Raw genomic sequence first — 16,264 nt, forward strand, 5'->3', positions numbered from 1 at the left:
CTTATACTGTGAAAGGCATACCTTTGTAGCCTGTTGAGGCCAACTTAGGTATCGTTCATCTATAACCTCGGACTTACTCTTGTAGTCCTCGAGGCGGATCAATAGGCGATCAATCTCGAGGCGGAAAAGACCTAACCTGATAGGTGGTATCTATGGTTTTTCAACCTGACATCGCACCGCTTGGCAGCCTTTGGCTTTCAGCGATAGTGGCACTGTTGCCGCTACTGGCAGTGTTCTTCCTACTTGGCGTGCTGCGTATGAAGGCGCACTGGGCTGGCCTTATTGGCGTGGGCGTTGCCCTGCTGGTTGCCGTCCTGGCGTTCAAAATGCCCGCGGGCATGGCGATATCTTCGGCGTTCGAGGGCGGCATATTCGGCGTCTTCCCGATCACCTGGATCGTACTGTGCGCTATTTTCCTATTCGAGTTGACGGTGGCCTCCGGTCACCACGACGACCTGATGAAGACGTTCAATGTCATCTCGCCCGACCCGCGCGTGCTGGGCATATTCATCGCGTTCAGCTTCTGCGCGCTGCTCGAGGCCCTCGCGGGCTTCGGCGCCCCGGTTGCGATCTGTGGCGTCATGCTCGTCGCGGTGGGCTTCAAGCCTTGGAAGGCGGCGCTCACCGTCCTGGTCGGCAACACCTTTGCCGTTCCCTACGGCGCGATGGCGACTCCACTGCTCACCGGTGCAAACCTCACCGACATGGCTGCCCAGCAGCTGTCCATCACAGTTAGCCGCCAGACCAGCGTCCTGGTCTGGATCGTTCCGCTGCTCCTGCTGATCATCATGGACGGCGCCAAGGGCCTGAAGCAGGTCTGGCCGCTGGCCCTCGTGGTCGGTCTGACCTACTCGGTTTGCACGCTGGGTGCCGCTCAGGTGCTGTCGCCCGGGCTGGTGAACATGGTTCCCGCGCTGATCAGCCTCGCCGCAGGCGTCCTGCTGCTGAAGTTCTGGAAGCCAGCCGGCACAAACGAGGCCGCGTTGCGACTCACCGGCAGCGAACCACCGGAAACCACCGAGAAGGTCACCGGCAAGCAGATCGGCTGGGCGCTGTTCCCGTACGTGCTGATCGTGGTGGTTTTCGTCGTCACCCAGATGGTTCCGGTAGTCAAGAAAGCCCTTGCCGCGACCAACATCAAGATTCATTGGCCGCTGCTGTGGGATGGCGAGCAGAACCTCGTCATGACCGCGACCGGCACCCCGTCCTCGTCCACGACCTACTCGTTCACGTGGCTTAGTTCACCGGGCACGATCCTCCTGATCACCGCCATCGTTATCGGCCTTTGCTACCGCATGAGCCTCGGGGAGATCTTCAAGGTGTTCAGCACCCAGCTGTACAAGCTGCGCTGGACGTTCCTGACCATCGGCTCGGTGCTCGCGCTGGCCTACGTGATGAATCTGTCCGGCCAGACGCTGACCATTGGCACCTGGATTGCCGGCGCCGGCGCTGTCTTCCCGTTCCTGGCCCCGATCCTCGGCTGGATCGGCACCGCCGTCACCGGTTCGGGCACCTCGGCAACCGCGCTGTTTGCCAACCTGCAGCACACCGCTGCAACGCAGATCGGCGTCAACCCCGCTCTGCTCGTCGCCACCAACACCGTCGGCGGTGCTGTTGGCAAGATGATCAGCCCGCAAACCCTGGCCATCGCCACCGGCGGCGTAAACATGGTGGGCGAAGAGTCTGTCCTGTTGCGCAAGGCGCTTCCGTGGGCCATTGGCCTGCTCGTCGTGCTCTGCCTGCTTGCCGGGCTGCAGTCCCTGCCCGTTCTGGGCTGGATGATTCCTAATGTTGGTTAATTTTTGAAAAATATAGGGAGGTAAATGATGACAAGCACAGTGGGCGATACCGCACAGAAAACTGTTGCTATCTTCGCCACATGTGTCAGCGACATCATGTTCCCGAAGACCGTCGATAACATGGCAACCCTGCTCGAGCGGTTGGGCTGCCGGGTGGTCTTCCCCAAGGAACAGACCTGTTGTGGACAGATGTTTACAAACACCGGTTACTTCGACCGGGCACTGCCATCGGTGAAAACGTTCCTTGACGCATTCGAGGACTACGACTACATCGTCGGCCCGTCGGGCTCCTGCGTAGGTTCCGTACGCGAGCAGCACGAGATGCTGGCTCACGACGCGGGCGACGAACGCATGGCCGCGCGCGCTAAGGAACTGAGCAAGCGTGTCTACGACATCAGCGAGTTCATCGTCAACGAGCTGGGCACCACCGACGTCGGGGCATACTTCCCGCACAAGGTGACCTACCACGCATCCTGCCACTCGATGCGCATTGCTAAGGTGGGCGACGCCCCGCTCAAGCTGCTCAAGGGCGTTAAAGGCCTGGAGTACGTGGAGGTCGAGGACATGGCCCAGTGCTGTGGCTTCGGCGGCACCTTCAGCCTGAAGAACCCGGACATCTCGATCGCCATGGCTAAAGACAAGGCCCGCCACGTTGTCGAGACCGGTGCAGAGTACGTCACCAGCCTGGACAACGCTTGTCTGCTGAACTTTGGTGGCGTCATGCACCGCGAAAAGATGCCGGTCAAGACAATCCACATGGTCGATCTGCTCGTGCAGAACGAGACCGCGGCCGCAGGGAGGACAGCATGACAAGCACAGAAGTTGAACGCCTAACCCCGGCTCCGCCGGAGGGCGATCTGATCGACTCGCCGGCCTTCCCGAAAGCCGCTGTTCGCGAGTTGAAGAACGACACTCAGCGCAAGAACCTGCACCACGCCACCCACACCATTCGCAACAAGCGAATCCGTGTGACCGGCGAGCTGGACAACTGGCAGGAGATCCGCCAGGCGGGTTCCGACATAAAGGACCGCGTGGCTCGTCACCTCGACAAGTACCTGCTGGAGTTTGAAAAGAACGCCACCGCGGCAGGCGCCACCGTCCACTGGGCACGCGACGCCGAAGAGGCCAACCGCATCGCCATCGACCTGGTTAAGGCAACCGGCGAGACGGAGGTCACCAAGGTTAAGTCCATGGTCACCCAGGAGACCGACCTCAACGAGGCACTGGAGAAGGAGCGCATCGCTGCTTGGGAGACTGACCTGGCGGAGCTGATCGTTCAGCTCGGCCATGATCGCCCTAGTCACGTGCTGGTTCCGGCTATTCACCGCAACCGCTCCGAGGTGCGCGAGATCTTCCTGCGCGAGATGGGCCAGTACGGCACGCCATGCCCGTCGGATGTCACCGACAATCCGGTCGAGCTGGCTAACGCCGCCCGCGTCCACCTGCGCGAGAAGTTCATGCGCACCAAGGTCGGCATTTCCGGCGCCAACTTCGCGATCGCCGAGACCGGTTCGCTGGTCGTCGTAGAATCTGAGGGCAACGGCCGCATGAACCTGACCCTGCCCGAGACCCTGATCTCGTTGGTTGGTATCGAGAAGATCTTGCCGACGTTCCAGGATCTCGAGGTGTTCCTGCAGTCGCTGCCGCGTTCCTCCACCGGCGAGCGCATGGCACCGTACGGCACCGTCTGGACAGGCAGCAAGGAGGGCGACGGCCCGAAGGATGTGCACATCATCCTCATCGATAACGGCCGCACCAACGTCCTTAAGGACCCGCTGGGCCGAAAGGCGCTGCGTTGCATCCGCTGCTCGGCTTGCCTGAACATCTGCCCGGTTTACGAGAAGGTCGGCGGCCACGCTTACGGTTCGGTTTACCCGGGCCCGATCGGCGCCATCCTCAACCCGCAGATCCGCGGCATGGAGTCCACCGTCGACCGTTCGCTGCCGTTCGCGTCCACGCTGTGTGGCGCCTGCAACGACGCCTGCCCGGTGAAGATTCCGTTCACCGACATCCTCGTTCACCTGCGCAAGAAGGTCGTCGACGTCAAGCGTTCCGAGCCCGGCTATGGAACCCACGTCGAGCCGAACCTGATGCGTGCAGGTGGCTGGGTGATGGGCAAGGGCTGGCGCCTCGGCCTGGCCGGCAAGCTGTCCGGCATGGCGGGCCACATCATGAGTCCCTTCTTCAAGAAGATCGGTAACTGGCCGATTCCGGGTGTCAGCCGTTGGCTGCGCGCCAGGGACGTCCCGATGCTGCCAAAGCGTTCGGCACGCACCATCTGGGATCAGCGCAAAAAAGGAGGCAAGTAATGAGCATCTCCGCTAAGGAAGAGATCCTGGGCCGCATCCGCAAGGCTCTCGTCGATGTTAAAGACGACAACCCCGAGGAAACCAAGATCGAGTGGCGCTACAAGCAGCCGACTCCGATCGAGGGCGACATGATCGACTACTTCCTCGAGCTGGTCGCCGACTACAAGGCCGACGTCGAGCGCGTGAAGAATGCCGATCTGCCCGCGACTCTTGTCAAGCACCTGAAGGATATCGACGCCAAGTCCGTCATCCTGCCTTCCGGCCTGGAGGAGTCTTGGCGCAAGGCGATCGTCGACGCTGGCTTCGATGTCCGCGAAGACGACAACCTGACCGCCCGTGAGTTGAACGAGATCGACGCCGTCGTGACCGCCGCCGCGGTTGGTGTCGCCAACACCGGAACATTCGCCATGGATCACCGTCCAGACCAGGGCCGTCGCGCCTTGACGCTGGTTCCCGACGCCCACATCTGCGTGGTTCGCGCCGACCAGGTGGTCTCGAACACCCCGGAGGCGATAGCTCGTCTGAAGCCGTCCGTCGACGACGGTCAGCCGATCACCTTCGTTGCGGGCCCGTCCGCCACTTCCGACATCGAGTTGAGCCGAGTCGAGGGCGTCCACGGCCCCCGTACGCTCCACGTGATCGTCGCCGAATAATTTAATCAACAATTAGCGGTAGCCCAGTGGTTCTTAGACGAGCCGCTGGGCTATTTGCTTTCATTTTGAAATTAGTGGGAACCGAAAAGCTCGAGGACGGACTTTTCGGTTCCTGATAAAATCTGACGGATTAACGAGGACGAAAAAGTTCGTAGTCGAACCTTTCTTGCCGCATTAATTTCGGTGACTCGTTAAGAGTAAGAGGTTGTGGGAGTTCGGGTCTTTAAAGGAACATAAAGGCGTGGCGAGAGCGAGAACACCAAGCGCCTTTGCGCTTGGTGAGGAGCGGAGACACGTTGCCAGTGACGCAAAGACCCGAATCACACAGCCTCCGGGAACTGCCAGACTAACCACTAGTGGGAGCTGCCAGACCAACCACACCCGTACTGGAGAATGGCGGTCTAGTACAGCAGCGCCAGGCGCGGGTTCTCTAGGACTTCGCTGACGTCGGCTAGGAACTGTGAGCCCTGCTCGCCGTCGATCAGCTGGTGGTCGAAGCCGAGAGCCAGCGTCGTCACCCAGCGGGGGACGATCTGCTCGGTGGGGCCTTCACCAATCACCCACGGTTTGCGCTTGATGGCGCCCATGGCCAGGATCGCGGACTCGGAACCGTTGATGATCGGTGTGCCCGTGTCGATGCCGAAGACACCCACGTTGGTGATGGTGAACGTGCCGCCAGTGTAGTCGGCGGGCTGCAGCCTGCCGGAACGCGAAATATCGATGGTGTGTGTCAGCGCGCTCGCCAGCTGAACGAGCGTCATCTTGTCCGCGGCCTTAATGACCGGAACGAGCAGCCCGCGCGGGGTAGCGGCGGCGATGCCGAGGTTGACGTCGTCGTGATAAACGACCTCGCCGGAGGCCGAGTCCCAAGACGCATTCATCTCGGGGTGGTTGCGCATTGCTAGGCAAACCGCCTTGGCGTAGATCAGCAGGCTAGAGACGTGCAGATCGCGGAACTCGCGGCGGGCACGAAGTGTGGTGACTAACTCCTTGGTGGCCGAAACGTCGATGGTGTTGTACTCGGTGACATGAATGTGGCGCGTGATTGAATCGCGCAGGTTGGCGGCCGTGGCCTTGCGCACACCCTTGATAGGCACTCGACGCCCGTCAAGGATCGGCGCACCCGGCACCACACGCTGCGGCTCGGGGGCATAAAACTCGCTCTTGCCGATGCCTGCGGCCAGCTCGACGTCGGCGCGCGAAACCGAGCCGTGCGGGCCGGTGGGGTGGACGGTGAATATGTCCACGCCGAGGTCGCGGGCAAGCCTGCGCACCAGCGGCTTGGCGAGCACCTTACCTGTCGGCGTCACGTTGACCTTGTGACTGGGTTCGTCTGGCGCCTCGGGAGCCTTCTTGACCTCCGGTTCTGGCTCCTTTTCCTCGGCGGGTCCAGCGCCGCTGCCGTCGTCGATCTCAACGATGACCGTGCCGACGTCAACAGTCTGGCCTACCTCGGCAAGCAGGCGAGAAATCTTTCCCTCGACGGGGCTGGGCAGCTCGACCAGGGATTTTGCGGTTTCGATCTCGACGAGAACGTCATTGACCTTAACCTCGTCGCCCTCCTTGACCAGCCACTGCGTGATGTCTGCTTCCTGCAGCCCCTCGCCGGGGTCGGGCAGTTTGAACTGAAACATGTGGGGCTCCTAGAAATTCATCGTCTCGTCGATGGCGGCCAAGATGCGCTGCGCGTTGGGCAGCCACTCACCCTCAACGTTACTTGGCGGGTAGGGCGTGTCGTAACCGGTGACCCGCAGAATCGGCGATTCCAGCGTGTAAAACAGGCGTTCCTGCAAGGTCGCGGCAAGCTCGGCGCCCGGCCCGTATGTGCGGTAGGCCTCGTGGACGACGATCGCCCGAGACGTCTTCTCGACGCTCGTGCAGATGGTGTGCAGGTCGAGCGGGGAGAGGCTGCGCAGGTTGAGCACTTCGACGCTGCGCCCATTCTCGGCCGCCTTGTCTGCGGCCTCCTGGCAGACGCTGACGGTGGGGCCCCAGGCAAGGAGCGTGACGTCGGTGCCTTCGCGGGCGACGTCCGCCTCCGTCATTTCTAGGCGCGGCGCCTCGGCGTCCACCTCGCCGCGTACGTGGTAGCGACGCTTCGGCTCCATGAAAATCACCGGGTCCGGCGACGCGATGGCCTGCTGGATCATCCAGTAGCCGTCGTCGGGTGTGGCGGGCGTCAGTACCTTGAGCCCGGGTGTATGCGCGAAGTAGCCCTCGACGGATTCGGAGTGATTCTCGATGCTGCCGATGTTGCCGCCGTACGGGAATCGAACGACGACGGGCAGATTCACCCTGCCTTGGCTGCGGAAGCGCAGCTTCGCCAGCTGCTGGGTTATCTGGTCAAAACCGGGGAAGACGAAACCATCGAACTGCAGCTCGACGACGGGCTTTAGGCCACGCATAGCCATGCCGATCGCCGTGCCGACCAAGCCGGCCTCCGACAGCGGGGAATCCATGACGCGCTCGGCGCCGAACTCGGCCTGCAGGTGCTCGGTGACGCGGAACACGCCGCCCAGCTTGCCGATATCCTCGCCGTAAAGAAGAACTTTTTCGTCGTCGGTCATCGCCTTGCGCAGGCCCGCGTTGATGGCTTTCGCCAGGGTCAAGCGTTGAATGTCGCTCACTTGTCGACCTCCACATCGTCGGTTGCGCTGAGCGCGGTTTCGGCTTGCTGCGCGCGCAGATTTTCGGTCTGTTCGACGTAGACGCGGTCGAACATTTCGGGCAGCTTCGGCGCCTCGATTTCCAGGACGGCCTGGCGGACGGTTTCGGCGAACTCGTCGCAGCGAGCGTCGAGGCGCTGCTGGTCTTCGTCGCTCCAGGCGTTCTCATGACGCAACCAAAGCTGCACTCTTTTAATCGGGTCTTTGGGCTCCCAGCTCTGGGAGTCCTCGTCATTGCGGTATTTCGTCGGGTCATCGCTTGTGGTGTGCGCGCCCATGCGGTAGGTGTACGCCTCGATGAAGCTCGGCCCCTCGCCGGCGTGCGCCCTCGCCAGCGCCCAGTCTGTTGCGGTCTGCATGGCGAGCACGTCGTTGCCGTCGACGCGAACGCTCGGAATGCCGAAGCCCCACGCGCGCTGATAAAGCGGTGTGCGTGACTGCCTGGAAACCGGTTCGCTGATCGCCCACTGATTGTTGACGCACACGAAAACCGTCGGCGCCTTGTAGCTCGCGGCGAAGATGTACGCCTCGTTGACGTCGCCCTCGCTGATTGCTCCATCGCCGTGGAAGACGATCGACGCGCCAGGCGAGCCGGGGTTTTCTTTCGCCTGCGCCATCGCGTACCCGACGCCGTGCAGCGTGTGCGCGCCGATAACCATCGAGTAGTAGTGGAAGCGCAGCTCTTCGGCGTCCCAATCGCCCATCTCCGCGCCTTTGAAAATTGCTAGGACGTGCTCGACGGGCAGGCCCATCAGCATCCCGACGCCGTGCTCGCGGTGGCTTGGGAAAACGTGGTCCTTGTTGGTCAGCGCGGACCAAACTCCAACCTGGATCGCCTCTTGGCCCTGCAGGGGAGCCCATAGGCCGATCTGGCCTTTACGCTGAGCCACGGTGGCCTCGAGGTCGAATCGACGGATCAGAGACATCTTCTCGAGCAGTTCTCTGGCCTGATCGAGGCTGCCGGCGTAGCCGATCGCTTGGTCGCTGTTGCGCTCGCCGTCGGCCGTCAGTAGCTGAAATAGCTCTGCCGATGCGCTTACCGCCTGCTCGGGTAGCTGCGGGCATGTTGTCGAAACCGTCACTAAAGCTCCTAGATGTAGCAACCTACTAAAACGTAGGTTACTTAACCGTAGCTTGTTAGTCGACTGCCTTAAGAAACAATGCTTCGGGCATCTAACTGTGGGGTGTCCACAAAACTAGTGCGGCATATCCACGAAACGGCTCAGGTGGCCCTGGAAGCTGGTGACAATTGTGCTTGTGGGGCCGTTACGGTTTTTCGCCACGATCATGTCGGCCTCGCCGACGCGCGGCGAATCCCTGTCGTAGGCGTCCTCGCGGTGTAAAAGCAAGACGATGTCGGCATCCTGCTCCAAAGAACCAGACTCGCGCAGGTCGCTGAGCATCGGTTTGCGGTCTTGACGCATTTCCGGGCCACGGTTCAGCTGGCTGAGCGCGATGACCGGTATCTCTAGCTCTTTAGCGAGCAGTTTGATCTGACGGCTGAACTCCGAGACTTCAAGCTGACGGCTTTCGACGCGTCTGCCTGAGCTCATCAGCTGCATGTAGTCGATGATCACCAGTTTGAGGTCGTGGCGCTGCTTTAGGCGGCGCGCCTTCGCGCGGATCTCCATCATCGTCAGGTTGGGGGAGTCGTCGATGAATAAGGGAGCGTCCTCGATTGCTCCGAGTTTGCGCTGCAGGCGATCCCAGTCCTCGTTGGTCATGCCGCCGTTGCGGATGCGCTTTAGCTGCACGCTGGCTTCGGCGGATAGCAGCCTCATGACGATCTCCATCTGGCTCATTTCGAGGCTGAAGAACGCGGTGGTCAGCTTGTTCTTGATTGCGGCAGACCTGGCGATGTCAAGCCCGAGCGTCGATTTACCCATTGCAGGGCGAGCGGCGATGATGATCATTTGACCGGCGTGTAGGCCGTTGGTCAGCTCGTCGAGTTCGGCGAAACCCGTGGGCACGCCCGTCATGACATCGGAGTGTGAGTTGAGTGCCTCGATCTCGTCGAAGGTGGGCTCCAACAAATCTTTCAGCGGCTTGTAGTCTTCCGAGCCCGTGCCGTCGGTGACCTTATAAATGGTCTGCTGGGCCTCGTCGACGATTTTGTCCACCTCGCCGGCGCCCTGGTAGCCCAGCTGGGCGATCTTGATGGACGCGTCGACCAGGCGACGAAGCACCGCCTTGTCGTGGACGATCTGGGCGTAGTAGCCTGCGTTGGCCGCCACGGAGATGCTCGCGAGCAGGTCTGCAAGATACGTGTAGTCGCCAGCGCGGGTCAGCTCGCCCTTCTTCTCGAGCTCTGCGGCGACCGTGACGGCGTCTGCGGGCTCGCCGCGACTGTAAAGATCGATGATGGCGTCGAAAATTAGCTCGTGGGCCGGCTTGTAGAAGTCTCCTGGCTTAACCTTCTCGAGGACGTCGGCGATGGCGTCCTTGCTGGTTAGCATCGCGCCGAGGACTGCCTGCTCCGCTGTGTTGTCTTGGGGAGGGGTGCGCTCCAGGGCGGTTGCGGGTGGTTCCGCGCCCTGATCGGGGTACGCCTCGTCAATTGGCATCTCGTACATGCCCGCCCTCCTTCCGACTCGCAAAACCCATTCTGGCAGAAGGGGACGACAAAAAATGGCGGCCCGCGGACCAGCGGTTTTTTGAGTCTGAGCCACCGTAACGCCCAAATAAACAACTTTCAACACGAGTTATCCACAGGGGGTGTGGATAGCTGTGGGTGGTTGTGGAAGCCGCGCTCAAGCTTCAGTGGATAAACATGTGCACTGATAATCGAACAAAAGATTTTTTGGCACTGAAACCCGCTGCGACTAGGTATTATGCGCGAGGTGGAAAAAATTTCAACCTTAAATTTCATAATTTGCCCGACACGCCGAGGAAGTGTCTCAGAAAGGGCTGAGGTGTCCAAAAAACCATCTTTTACCCAGGGGGTGTGGATAAGCGATCTAGGGGTGTGCTATAGGGCGACACTTCCTTGTGCCTATAGAAAAAGTTTCCCCGGCCTCTTGACCCCATACCCCCAGGGGGTATTGTTTTAAGTGTGGAAAATATAGCGAAACAAGACGCCTGCTGCGAAGACTGCAAGGTCGTGCCCGGCTATTCAGGCACCAAAGAAGCTCACCTCAAACGGCTCAAGCGCGTCCAAGGCCAGCTGAAGGGTCTCGAGCGCATGATTAACGAGGACAAATACTGCATCGACGTCTTGATTCAAATTTCCGCAGCAACCGGCGCGCTGCAATCGCTGGCGCTGGCCCTGCTTGACGACCACCTCAGCCACTGCGTCGTGAACGCGGCGAAAGAAGGCGGCGAAGAAGCGCAAATCAAGCTGGCCGAAGTTAACGACGCAATAGCGCGGCTCGTCCGTAGATGAAACGTCGGCTATTACCGCCCGGCGAAACGAAAGGAACCCAATGATCACCAACTACAAAATCACCGGCATGACCTGCGGCCACTGCGTCAACGCGGTCACCAGCGAGGTCTCCGAGATCGATGGCGTCACAGATGTGGACGTTCAGCTCGAGGGCGGCAAGATGGCCGTCACTTCCGAGTCCGAGATCGATTTCGAAGCAATCAAGGAAGCCGTTGACGAAGCCGGCGACTACACCGTCGAGCTCGCCTGAATAGGCGCGCGAACAGTTAAAACCAGGAGGATAAATGGCGGCGGAGGATTACAAAGTCATCGACCTTGAAGTCTCCGGCATGACGTGCGCATCTTGCGCGGCCCGGATTCAAAAGAAACTAAACAAAATGGATGGCGTCCAGGCGTCGGTCAACTACGCCACTGAGCGGGCGCACGTGGTGACGTCCGTGGGTGTTGGGGTTGACGACCTAATCGGCGTCGTGCAGAAAACCGGGTACGACGCGCGCATCCCCGATCCGGACGCCAAGCCCCTCGATAGGGCTGCGCAAATCCGACGCCGCCTGATCGTTGCCGTGATGCTCGGCGTGCCGCTGGTCGCCATCTCTATGGTGCCGGTGCTGCAGTTCCCCGGCTGGCAGTGGGCTGCGCTGGCGCTGGCGACGCCCGTCGTCTTCTGGTGTGGGCTCGGGTTTCACCGCTCCGCGCTGGTCAACTTGCGTCACGGCGCCACGACGATGGACACGCTGATTTCTCTGGGTACATTTTCGTCTTACCTGTTCTCGCTTTACGCGCTGGTCTTCGGCGGGGCCGGCATGATCGGCATGAAGCACGAGTGGACGCTCTCGCTCAGCCGTGACCACGCGCTGCAGAACATCTACTTCGAGGCGTCCGCGGCCATCATCATGTTCATCTTGCTCGGGCGCTACATCGAGGCCCGCTCGCGTCAGGATGCGTCCGACGCGCTGCGCGCGCTGATGGACGTCGGCGCGAAGGCCGTGACGGTGGTACGCGACGGCAAGCAGGTGGTCGTGCCCATCGAGGCGCTCAACGTCGGCGACGAGTTCGTCGTCAAGCCCGGCGAGCAGGTGGCCACCGACGGCGAGGTCGTCTCCGGCGTTTCCGCAGTGGATAACTCGGTGATCACCGGCGAATCCGTGCCCGTTGAGGTGCGGCCTGGCTCCAAGGTTGTCGGTTCTGCGGTCAACGCTTCCGGCAGGCTGGTCGTGCGGGCTACGGCAGTCGGCTCTGACACTCAGCTAGCCCAGATCGCCCACCTCGTAGAGGTTGCTCAGACGGGCAAGTCTGCCACGCAGGATCTGGCGAACAAGATCTCCGGGGTGTTCGTCCCCATCGTGATCGGGCTTTCCCTGCTGACCCTGATCGTTTGGCTGCTGAATGGTGCCGACGCATCGTTCGCGATCGCGTCAGCCGTTTCCGTGCTGATTATCAGCTGCCCATGCGCTCTCGGTCTGGCTACCCCGACAGCGTTGCTGGCCGGTTCGCTGCGCGGCTCCAGGCTGGGCATTCTGATTCGTGGCCCGCAGGCGCTGGAAGAGGCCCGCAAGGTCACCACCATCGTGCTCGACAAGACCGGCACCATCACCACCGGCGTCATGGCCGTTTCGGGCGTGAGCGCCGCCGACGGCGTTGCTCAGTCCGAGCTGATGAAACTAGCCGCCGCGCTGGAGTCCGGTTCGAGTCACCCGATCGCCAAGGCGATCGTCGCCAAGGCCGGCGAGGGTAAACACGCCGACGAGCTGACCGACGTGCCGGGCAGGGGAGTGCGCAGCCTGGTTGACGGCAAGACCGCAGCCGCCGGCAACGCGGCTTTTATGTTAGACCTTGGCCTGGTTGCGGACGCTTCGCTTCAGGCGCAAGCCGACGAGTTTGCCCAGCGCGGCGCTTCGCTGGTTTTTGTGGCTCACGATTCCCGCGTGCTGGGTGTCATCGGCGTCTCGGACGAGGTTGCCGACGGCTCGGTGAAGGCCATCGATGAGCTGAAGCGGATGGGGTTGAAGACCGTCATGCTCACCGGCGACGGCCAGGCCACCGCCGAGCGGGTCGCGGGTGAGGTTGGCGTCGACGAGGTGCGCGCCCAGGTGCTGCCCGGCGACAAGTTCGACGTCATAAAGGCGCTGCAGGACTCCGGCGATCACGTGGCCATGGTCGGCGACGGCGTCAACGACGCGGCCGCCCTCGCCCAGGCCGACCTGGGCATCTCGATGGATGGCGGAACCGATGCGGCGATTGCGGCCAGCGATTTGACGCTGATGCGTCACGACCTAGAGCTGGCCGTCGACGCGATAAAGCTGTCGCGGCGCACACAGCGCACGATCATCGGAAACCTGGTGTGGGCGTTCGGATATAACGTCCTGGCCATCCCGATCGCCGCGCTGGGCTACCTGAACCCGATGATCGCCGGCGCAGCCATGGCGTTCAGCTCGGTCTTCGTGGTGACGAACAGTCTGCGGCTGCGCGGGTTCAACCCGTCCAATGCGTAAAAATTTAATGGGAACCAAAAGGCTCAGCTACGAGCTTTTTGGTTCCCGTTATTTATTTTTGGGTTAGTGGGAACCGGAAAGTCCGACTACGAGCTTTTTGGTTCCGGCTGTTCAGTGGTGGAGAAATGACCATGTGAATAGTGGAGAAATCCATACCTTCGGGGTGGAGAAATCCGTACTATTTGGTATTGTTTGGGTTATGAAAAGCTACTTGCCGCGTGTTGCGGATAGCCTCGTCGAACAGGCCTTACGCAGCAGTGGCGCCGTTGAGATTCGCGGCACAAGAGCGTGTGGAAAGACCGAGACGGCACGTCAATTTGCGGCGTCGGAAATCCGTCTCGACGCTGGTGACGCAAGAGCCGCACTCGCCGCTACACAACCCGAGACGGCCTTGAGTGGCGATACTCCTAGGCTCATTGACGAGTGGCAGTTAGTTCAGGGGATATGGAACGCAGTCCGTCGCGAGGTTGATGAACGCAGGAGGCCTGGACAGTTTTTGCTGACCGGTTCTGCTGCTCCTGAAGATGATCCGTTCAGGCATTCGGGGGCCGGCCGGTTCAGGCGCGTCCTGCTTAGAACGATGAGCTTTTTCGAGTCGGGCCACTCGAGTGGCCAGGTTGGTCTTGGTTCGCTTTTTAAAGACCAGAGCGTTCCCATAGCTGAATCTCAGCTGGGGTTTGGTGAGGTCGTAAACAGGATCGTCAGCGGAGGGTGGCCAGGATGGCTGGGTCTCGAAGCTTCCGATGCTCAAGCGCAGGCTGGCTCATATATAGACGATATTGCAGAACACGATTTTCCTGACGTCGCCGGTATGCGCCGAGACCCGAGAAGATTTCGCGCTTACCTCAATGCTTTGGCTGGGTTGGTGGCTCAGCCGGCCAGTTTTTCAGCTATAAACCGTAGAATGCAGGACGAGTTTTCTGCGTCTGTTTCCGCGACTGCAGCGGGTGAACTGCACGATTTTGCGTCACGAATGTATCTGGTTGAAGACCAGCCGGCTTGGTCTCCGAAGTTGCGCTCTAAAACCACCGCGGCACAGGCGCCGGTGCGCCATCTGGCTGATCCATCGCTTGCTGCGGCACTACTGAATGCTGGTACGGAGCGGTTGCTTCTCGATTTGAACACGCTTGGTTTCCTTTTCGAGTCTCAGGTGATTCACGATCTGCGTGTCTACGCGCAGGCTGCGGGGGCGCGTGGCGTCTTCCACTTTCGTGATACCAAGGGCAGGGACGAGATCGACGCCGTTGTCGAAAATGCTGACGGCAGATGGATCGGTTTTGAAGTGAAGCTTGGTGAAGAAAATGTTGATGCTGCCGCAGCTAACTTGCTCCGCGTGTCGGCAAAAATAGCTCGCCAGCCGAGTGCGCTTGTCGTCATTACCCCTACAGGTGTTTCGTATCGTCGCAGTGACGGTGTTCTGGTGGTTTCGCTGACTGTCCTTGGCCCATAAGAGTTGATTAACGGGAACCAAAAGGTTCGACTACGAGCTTTTCGGTTCCCGTTATTTGTTTTTGGGTTAGTGGGAACCGGAAAGTCCGACTACGAGCTTTTTGGTTCCGGCTGATTTACGGGACCGCGATCCGCGGATTCGGTCTAGCGACAGCATCTGCCATGTAGTAGGCCTGGTTTAGGAGCGTAATTATGCCTACCGGAGAAATCTTATTAACCACCTTGCGCAGAAGATTTTCGTTTGCGTGGACGTGCGATATTTCAGCAGTAGCGCCCGCTTCTGCTTCTTTGAAGCTGCCGGCGAAGCGTTCGTCGATGTTCTCAGAAGATTGCCAACTTGCAGTCAAAAAGCCCACCTTCGGTTGGATTAGCTTCCATCTCGGTGCCGCTTTTTCTGAGTTGCTTAGATTTTGTTGAGCAAATTTTTGGCTTGTGAAGATCTCGAAACATTCCACTGCGCGGGCAGGCAAAAATAAGTTGATTTGCAATGTTCCTTTTTTGCGCGTAATGAAGGGCTCGCTTCTGGCGTTAATCAATTTGGTGGTGAGCTTTTCGGGATCTACTCCCGCGAGCGACGCTATTTCTTGGCAGTCAGAATCATTTGCTAAAAGGTGGGCTGCGAGAGCGCATTGGTAGTCGTTTCCAGAAAATTTCGCTTTAATGGTTTTTTCACATGCCGTTGATAAGGCTAACTGTGAGGAATCGAAGCCGGCATCTCGAATGTTGCGTCGTGGAATTGCGGCAGCCCTGGCGTCTATCGAAGCTAGCTGATCTTCTCGGGCTTTCTGCTGTGCTCTGCGGGCTGAGCCTAGGGTTAAACCGTGAATTGCACACACTCTGGTCGCTACGGAGCCGCTAGCTAAAATTGCTAGTAGCAAATCGGTGTTGGTGATCTCTTGGCGCCATGTCGCGTGCGCCTCGTGGCTGGAGTTTTGGATGAGCTGCAAGTATTGGGTGGAGGTCGGTTTCATTCTGGTTTCCTTGTTCGTCTTGAAATGCCCTTCGAGTACTTTCTGTGGGCAGCTTGCTTGGTGACGTCGAGACATTCGGCTATCTCGCTCCAGCTCATGCCGACGGCTACCGCCTGCTCGACTTGATACTTGATTAGACGCTCGGCCTCTATGCGCATGGCGCGAGCTGCGCGCAAACGTTTTGCTATTTCGGCTTGGGCTGCTTCACTCACATCGTCAGCATATGTTGACGATTGAAGTGTTTCAATAGGCTTTGAGGGTAGCGGTGGGGGTAATTCCCTTTTGGGGAAGTGGACTAGATTTATTTTCCGCTACACATCCTGTGGTGTTGCCTTGGTCTGGTGGCTTCGTCTTATAAATCAGCAAAAATAAATTAACGGGAACCAAAAGGTTCGACTGCGAGCTTTTTGGGTCCCTCTAATTTTGGCTATTGGAGCAATGAGCCCCACAAGAGTGGAGAAATCCACGCCTTTAGGGTGGAGAAATCCACTGTGCCGACGAATTGGCTAGGTCGGCTCGCCGTCGGAAGGCTCGATAACTCAA

Annotated in this window: 14 protein-coding genes; 8 read left to right on the forward strand and 6 right to left on the reverse strand. The window is 59.8% G+C overall.

Annotated features, from left to right (window positions below):
- The first annotated feature begins 152 nt into the window (after nucleotides 1-152).
- Genes HMPREF1255_RS06750 through HMPREF1255_RS06765 form a run of 4 tightly spaced genes read left to right on the forward strand, consistent with a single transcriptional unit; the run spans nucleotide 153 to nucleotide 4,761 of the window.
- The gene (locus HMPREF1255_RS06750; RefSeq protein ID WP_024111520.1) at nucleotides 153-1,799 is read left to right on the forward strand and encodes an L-lactate permease; all 1,647 of its coding nucleotides are present in this window, start codon (nucleotides 153-155) and stop codon (nucleotides 1,797-1,799) included.
- A gap of 27 nt (nucleotides 1,800-1,826) precedes the next feature.
- Nucleotides 1,827-2,609 carry a (Fe-S)-binding protein gene (locus HMPREF1255_RS06755; protein WP_016456876.1) on the forward strand — a complete coding sequence of 261 codons (783 nt, stop codon included), beginning with the start codon at nucleotides 1,827-1,829 and terminating at the stop codon, nucleotides 2,607-2,609.
- Nucleotides 2,606-4,108 (forward strand): lactate utilization protein B, encoded by a 1,503-nt coding sequence (locus HMPREF1255_RS06760; protein ID WP_024111283.1) that lies wholly within the window; start codon nucleotides 2,606-2,608, stop codon nucleotides 4,106-4,108. The genes HMPREF1255_RS06755 and HMPREF1255_RS06760 overlap by 4 nt, the downstream gene beginning before the upstream one ends.
- Nucleotides 4,108-4,761, forward strand: a complete 654-nt coding sequence (locus tag HMPREF1255_RS06765) for an LUD domain-containing protein (protein WP_016456874.1) — start codon at nucleotides 4,108-4,110, stop codon at nucleotides 4,759-4,761. Before HMPREF1255_RS06760 ends, HMPREF1255_RS06765 begins: the two co-directional genes overlap by 1 nt.
- Before the next feature lie 401 nt (nucleotides 4,762-5,162).
- Here HMPREF1255_RS06765 and HMPREF1255_RS06770 read toward each other — a convergent pair whose 3' ends face one another.
- The 4 genes from HMPREF1255_RS06770 to dnaB form a co-directional block, all read right to left on the reverse strand.
- A complete protein-coding gene (locus HMPREF1255_RS06770; RefSeq protein WP_024111292.1) occupies nucleotides 5,163-6,395 on the reverse strand; it encodes a dihydrolipoamide acetyltransferase family protein in 1,233 nt (410 codons plus the stop codon).
- A 9-nt stretch (nucleotides 6,396-6,404) separates the two neighbouring features.
- Nucleotides 6,405-7,388, reverse strand: coding sequence for an alpha-ketoacid dehydrogenase subunit beta (locus tag HMPREF1255_RS06775; RefSeq protein WP_024111319.1), 984 nt, complete (start codon nucleotides 7,386-7,388; stop codon nucleotides 6,405-6,407).
- Nucleotides 7,385-8,509, reverse strand: coding sequence for a thiamine pyrophosphate-dependent enzyme (locus tag HMPREF1255_RS06780; protein ID WP_024111515.1), 1,125 nt, complete (start codon nucleotides 8,507-8,509; stop codon nucleotides 7,385-7,387). The genes HMPREF1255_RS06775 and HMPREF1255_RS06780 overlap by 4 nt, the downstream gene beginning before the upstream one ends.
- A gap of 114 nt (nucleotides 8,510-8,623) precedes the next feature.
- Complete coding sequence (gene dnaB, locus HMPREF1255_RS06785; protein ID WP_051395025.1) at nucleotides 8,624-9,991, reverse strand: replicative DNA helicase; 1,368 nt, start codon at nucleotides 9,989-9,991, stop codon at nucleotides 8,624-8,626.
- 536 nt (nucleotides 9,992-10,527) lie between these two features.
- Between dnaB and HMPREF1255_RS06790 the strand changes: the two genes are divergently transcribed.
- The 4 genes from HMPREF1255_RS06790 to HMPREF1255_RS06805 all read left to right on the forward strand — a co-directional run bounded on the left by HMPREF1255_RS06790 (nucleotide 10,528) and on the right by HMPREF1255_RS06805 (nucleotide 14,751).
- Nucleotides 10,528-10,809, forward strand: a complete 282-nt coding sequence (locus HMPREF1255_RS06790; protein ID WP_028821341.1) for a metal-sensitive transcriptional regulator — start codon at nucleotides 10,528-10,530, stop codon at nucleotides 10,807-10,809.
- 40 nt (nucleotides 10,810-10,849) lie between these two features.
- Nucleotides 10,850-11,059 (forward strand): heavy-metal-associated domain-containing protein, encoded by a 210-nt coding sequence (locus HMPREF1255_RS06795; protein WP_016456868.1) that lies wholly within the window; start codon nucleotides 10,850-10,852, stop codon nucleotides 11,057-11,059.
- Between the two features lie 34 nt (nucleotides 11,060-11,093).
- Complete coding sequence (locus tag HMPREF1255_RS06800; protein WP_024111428.1) at nucleotides 11,094-13,301, forward strand: cation-translocating P-type ATPase; 2,208 nt, start codon at nucleotides 11,094-11,096, stop codon at nucleotides 13,299-13,301.
- A 199-nt stretch (nucleotides 13,302-13,500) separates the two neighbouring features.
- Nucleotides 13,501-14,751: an ATP-binding protein gene (locus tag HMPREF1255_RS06805; RefSeq protein ID WP_036917472.1), complete on the forward strand. Its 1,251-nt coding sequence runs from the start codon at nucleotides 13,501-13,503 to the stop codon at nucleotides 14,749-14,751.
- Between the two features lie 115 nt (nucleotides 14,752-14,866).
- Here the strand turns inward: HMPREF1255_RS06805 and HMPREF1255_RS06810 are convergent, their stop codons facing one another.
- Together HMPREF1255_RS06810 and HMPREF1255_RS06815 are read right to left on the reverse strand one after the other, a co-directional pair.
- Nucleotides 14,867-15,721, reverse strand: a complete 855-nt coding sequence (locus HMPREF1255_RS06810; protein WP_024111619.1) for a hypothetical protein — start codon at nucleotides 15,719-15,721, stop codon at nucleotides 14,867-14,869.
- Nucleotides 15,718-15,933, reverse strand: coding sequence for a hypothetical protein (locus tag HMPREF1255_RS06815; RefSeq protein WP_024111525.1), 216 nt, complete (start codon nucleotides 15,931-15,933; stop codon nucleotides 15,718-15,720). Before HMPREF1255_RS06815 ends, HMPREF1255_RS06810 begins: the two co-directional genes overlap by 4 nt.
- Between the last annotated feature and the right edge of the window lie 331 nt (nucleotides 15,934-16,264).

Origin of the sequence: Propionimicrobium sp. BV2F7, from assembly GCF_000510445.1 — a bacterium.
GTDB classification, from domain to species: domain Bacteria; phylum Actinomycetota; class Actinomycetes; order Propionibacteriales; family Propionibacteriaceae; genus Propionimicrobium; species Propionimicrobium lymphophilum.

What these genes read in the sequence shown, in the direction of transcription:
- HMPREF1255_RS06750 (WP_024111520.1), top strand. Translation starts at nt 153, where the DNA reads ATGGTTTTTCAACCTGACATCGCACCGCTTGGCAGCCTTTGGCTTTCA.
- HMPREF1255_RS06755 (WP_016456876.1), top strand. Translation starts at nt 1,827, where the DNA reads ATGACAAGCACAGTGGGCGATACCGCACAGAAAACTGTTGCTATCTTC.
- HMPREF1255_RS06760 (WP_024111283.1), top strand. Translation starts at nt 2,606, where the DNA reads ATGACAAGCACAGAAGTTGAACGCCTAACCCCGGCTCCGCCGGAGGGC.
- HMPREF1255_RS06765 (WP_016456874.1), top strand. Translation starts at nt 4,108, where the DNA reads ATGAGCATCTCCGCTAAGGAAGAGATCCTGGGCCGCATCCGCAAGGCT.
- HMPREF1255_RS06770 (WP_024111292.1), bottom strand. Translation starts at nt 6,395, where the DNA reads ATGTTTCAGTTCAAACTGCCCGACCCCGGCGAGGGGCTGCAGGAAGCA.
- dnaB (WP_051395025.1), bottom strand. Translation starts at nt 9,991, where the DNA reads ATGCCAATTGACGAGGCGTACCCCGATCAGGGCGCGGAACCACCCGCA.
- HMPREF1255_RS06795 (WP_016456868.1), top strand. Translation starts at nt 10,850, where the DNA reads ATGATCACCAACTACAAAATCACCGGCATGACCTGCGGCCACTGCGTC.
- HMPREF1255_RS06800 (WP_024111428.1), top strand. Translation starts at nt 11,094, where the DNA reads ATGGCGGCGGAGGATTACAAAGTCATCGACCTTGAAGTCTCCGGCATG.
- HMPREF1255_RS06805 (WP_036917472.1), top strand. Translation starts at nt 13,501, where the DNA reads ATGAAAAGCTACTTGCCGCGTGTTGCGGATAGCCTCGTCGAACAGGCC.
- HMPREF1255_RS06810 (WP_024111619.1), bottom strand. Translation starts at nt 15,721, where the DNA reads ATGAAACCGACCTCCACCCAATACTTGCAGCTCATCCAAAACTCCAGC.